The organism is Mycobacterium simulans, from assembly GCF_900232995.1.
GTDB lineage: Bacteria > Actinomycetota > Actinomycetes > Mycobacteriales > Mycobacteriaceae > Mycobacterium > Mycobacterium simulans.
This window is the reverse complement of the sequence record NZ_OCVX01000078.1, coordinates 1-4,351: the sequence shown is the minus strand read 5'-3', so window position 1 is coordinate 4,351 and position 4,351 is coordinate 1. Positions and strand designations below refer to the sequence as shown.

Here is a 4,351-nt window from a genome sequence, read left to right as displayed (position 1 = left end):
ACATACAACTCACCAGCCACCCCCACCGGCACCACACACATTCCCGCGTCCAGGACAAACAACCGTTCATTCCCCCGCGGGCCGCCAATCACCGACGCCTCGCTTGCGGCGTCGCTGTTGGACAACTTGCGACACGTGGTATGCACCGTGGCTTCGGTAATGCCGTACATATTGATCAGCGTCGGTAACTGCGCGCGGTCCTCGGGATACCAGCCCTGCAGCCGAGACGTCCGCAGTGCCTCCCCAGCCAATACCACCAGCCGCAATGCGGAATCTTGTGCAGTAGAAGCGCTTTCGCGCTCCGCCCGCATCAGTTCAAAAAACGCCGACGGGGTTTGGCTGAGCACCGTGACGCGCTCACCAACGATCAGCTGCCACAACTCGCGCGGCGAACGCACCGTATCCCACGGAACCGCCACCACCCGCCCACCATGCAGCAACGCCCCCCACATCTCCCACACCGACACATCGAACGCCGGCGAATGACACCACGCCCACACATCGGTGGCAGCGAACTCGCACGCATCCCTCAGTCCAGCGAACAGGCCCGCCACGTTGCGGTGCGTGACGGCCACGGCTTTGGGGGTTCCGGTGGATCCGGAGGTGTAGATGATGTAGGCCAGATTGTCGGGGTGGGGCCACATTTCGGGATGCTCGGGGTGCTCGAGGTGGATCTCGGTGTCGGGGTGATCCAGGATCAGCCGGGGAATCGTGGTCTCGGGCAGGCTGGGTGCCGTCGCAGCGTCGGTGATCAGCAGCCGTGGGGCCGCATCAGCGAGCATGTAGGCGCTGCGTTGGCTGGGGTAGTTCGGATCGATGGGTAGGTAGGCCGCCCCGGTGTGGCTGATGGCCAACAACGTGGTGACCAGCTGGACCCCGCGGGGCAAGGCCACCGCGACAATGGTTTCCGGTTGTACCCCATAGGTTTTAATCCGGGAGGCCAACTGCTGGGCCCGGGCCGCGAGTTCGGCATAGGTCAAGCTGTGGGAATCATCTTGAACCGCGACCACATCCGGTGTGCGCACCGCCTGAGTGGCGAACAACTCCGGCAGGGTTACCTCGGGCACCGCGGTGGTTGCGGTGTTGTAGGTATTGATCAGCAGTCGGCGTTGAGCGGGATCGACGATCTCGATCGTGTCGATACCCAGGTCCGGATCAGCGGTGACGACATCCAGGATGTCCAGATACCGAGCGGCGAACGCCTCAATGGTGGAGTGGTCAAACAGGTCGGTGGCGTACTCGATCAACCCCGGCAACGCCTGCGGGTGCCCGCCAACCGGGGGCCGGTCGAGCAAGTGCATCGACAGATCGAACTTGGCGGTATGAGTGGACACCGGCACGGCCTCGATATCGAGACCGGGCAGCTCGAACGTGGGTGCCGGATTGTTCTGTAGCGCAAAGGACACCTGGAACAACGGATGGTGTGCCGTCGAGCGCGCCGGGTTGAGCAGCTCGACCAGCCGTTCAAACGGCGCGTCTTGGTTCTCGTAGGCCGCCAACGCCTTTGCCCGCACCTGGGCCAGCAGCTCGGTGAAGCTGCGGTTGCCAGCGGTATCCACCCGCAACACCCAGGTATTGACGAAAAACCCCACCAGATCCGCCAACGCCGCATCCATACGCCCCGCGATCGGACCCCCAATCGTGACGTCATCCCCGGCCCCCAGCTTGCGCAACAACACCGCCAACGCGGCCTGCAACACCATCGACATCGTCGTACCGGTGTTGCGGGCCAAACGCTCGACACGCTCTCGCAGGCCGGCATCCACAGTGAAGGAGACCGACTCGCCGTTGAAGGACTGCCGGGGCGGGCGGGGCCGATCCCAGGGCAACATGATCTGCTCTGGAGCGCCGGCCAATTCGGTGTGCCAGTAGGAGAATTGGCGCGCTAACACCGACTCCGGGTCGTGTTCGTCGCCGAGCACCCGCAGCTGCCATAGCGTGTAATCGGCGTACTGCACTGCGAGCGGCGCCCACCCAGGGGATTGTCCCTGACACCGCGCGGCATAGGCGGTGGCCAAATCCGTCGCTAGCGGCGCCATTGAGGCCCCATCGGCGGCGATATGGTGCACCACCAGCACCAACACCTGCTCGCGCCCTGAGACCTCAATCAGCTGGGCGTGTAGGGGAATCTCGCTAGCCAAGTCAAACCGATATCCCGCGGCCTGGTTAATCGCCTCGTCCAGCGGCTGCCCGCTCGCCAGCTCGGTGACGATCAGCGGCACCTGAACGCCGTCGGCGGGCAGGATCTGTTGATAGGCGATCCCGTCGTCTTCGGCAAACACCGTGCGCAAACTCTCATGCCGGCCCACCACATCACCGAGCGCCGCACCCAGCGCCGCCACGTCCAGATCTCCGGTCAGCCGCAACGCCAACGCAATGTTGTAGGTCGCCGACGGGCCCTCATATCGGTGTAGGAACCACATCCGGGATTGGGCCCACGACAACGGGATCCGCTCCGGACGGTCCTGGGCCACCAACCCCGCGCGCACCCCCTCTCCCCCATGGGCGTCCAGCCAGGCCGCTAACTGCGCCACCGTGGGGGCTTCGAACAGCGCCCGGATCGGCACTTCGACATCGAGCTCGGCGCGGATGCGGGCTACCAGCCGGGTCACCGTCAGCGAATGGCCACCCAGATCGAAAAACCCGTCATCAATACCCACCCTGGCCAGACCCAACACCTCACCAAACAACCCCACCAACACCGCTTCCCGCGCATCGCGGGGCCCCCGATACGCCACCGCCGATACAAACTCCGGCGCTGGCAATGCTTTTCGATCCACCTTGCCGTTGGGCGTTAACGGCACCGACTCGATCACCATCACCGTTGCGGGCACCATAAACTCCGGCACCCGCTCCCCCAGCCACCGGCGCACCTGCGCGCCTCGCTGAATCGCCGCCGGGTCATTGACCCACCCGGCCACACCCGCCACCGGTGTGGCCGGCACATACACCTCCGACAACACCGCATCCCCATCGGCGGGGATAAAGACCACATCCATCAGCCCCGGCGTGGCCGACCAGGTCACCGCCACCCGATAGCCCAACTGCTGTCCCAACTGGTGACACTGGTCCGGCATCACCGCATCCGCAGCAGATCCGACCGGCAATTGCTCGAGCCGCGCCGGGTCCTCGGCCCGCGCTAACCCCTGCGCGAGCGCCACCTCCGGGCATACCCCCTGATGCGGCACCCCGGTCACCCGCACTCCCGTCGGGTACTGCTCGTCTAGGTAGCGGCCCAGCGCGGCTAAACTGCCCCACCGCCCCCACGGCTGCGTGGGTAGCTGTGCGCACGAGAAGACCGCGACCGGCTGTTTGCGCAGCACCACCTCATAGCGGTAACCGGAAAGCTCGTTGACCGCGTGCATGCGCTTGAGTTGGATGTCCACTGCACCGATTTCCGCGAACAGCTGAGGCAACATGGTGAAAAACTCTGGGGCTATTAACAATTCCTGCTCAGCCAGTAGCTCCCGGCGCACACGCTCGCGCAGCAGACCCGCGGGCTCTTCCCCATCGGCGTTGGCGCACACCACCGCGGTGCTAAACACCGACAACAAACTCAAGTTCCGCACATCACCGATAAAGATCGCCCCACCCGGGGCCAGTAGCCCCAGCACGCGCTCGATTACATCCAGCAGATACCCCGCACTGGGGAAATACTGAATCACCGAATTCAGCACCACCACATCGAAATAACCCGTCGGCAACCCGTCGACCGCATCGGCGGGCTGTGCCGCCAAGTGCACCCGATCCGCCCATGACTGGGCGCCCACTTGGGTCTGCAACCTGCTGATCGTGACCGCCGACAAATCCGTACCCCAATATTGCTCACAATGCGGGGCCAGCTCGGCCAGCAACAACCCCGAACCCACCCCCATCTCGAGCACCCGCTTGGGTCGCAACTCGCGGATCCGCTCGACCGCGACCGCGCGCCACTGCCGCATCTCCTCGATCGGGATCGGCTGGCCGGTATCACTGCTATTCCAACCCCCGAAGTCTTCACCCAACTCGCCCGCGGCACCGGCATACACCCCGGCATAGAGCTGCTGCCACCGCCCGACCAACTCGGCCTCACGGTCCGTGTCACGCGCCAACATCGCCTCGCGATCGAGCACCACATACCCCACCAACTGATCACCCTGGGCAGTGACGACCGCCTGGGCCACCCGCGGGTGCGCCGCCAGCGCCGCTTCCACCTCACCGGGCTCGATGCGAAACCCCCGAACCTTGACCTGATCATCCACACGCCCCACAAACTCCAACGCCCCCTGGGCATTCCAACGCACCACATCCCCAGTCCGATACATCCGCTCACCTGCCGAACCGAACGGACACGCCACAAACCGCGACCCCG

General features: G+C 64.8%; 1 protein-coding gene. It reads right to left on the bottom strand.

The features are described 5' to 3' along the window. Nucleotides 1-4,304, bottom strand: a 4,304-nt coding sequence (locus MSIMFI_RS27290; protein WP_191500039.1) for a class I SAM-dependent methyltransferase, incomplete at its 3' end; no start/stop codon positions are given. Nucleotides 4,305-4,351: the final 47 nt, after the last annotated feature.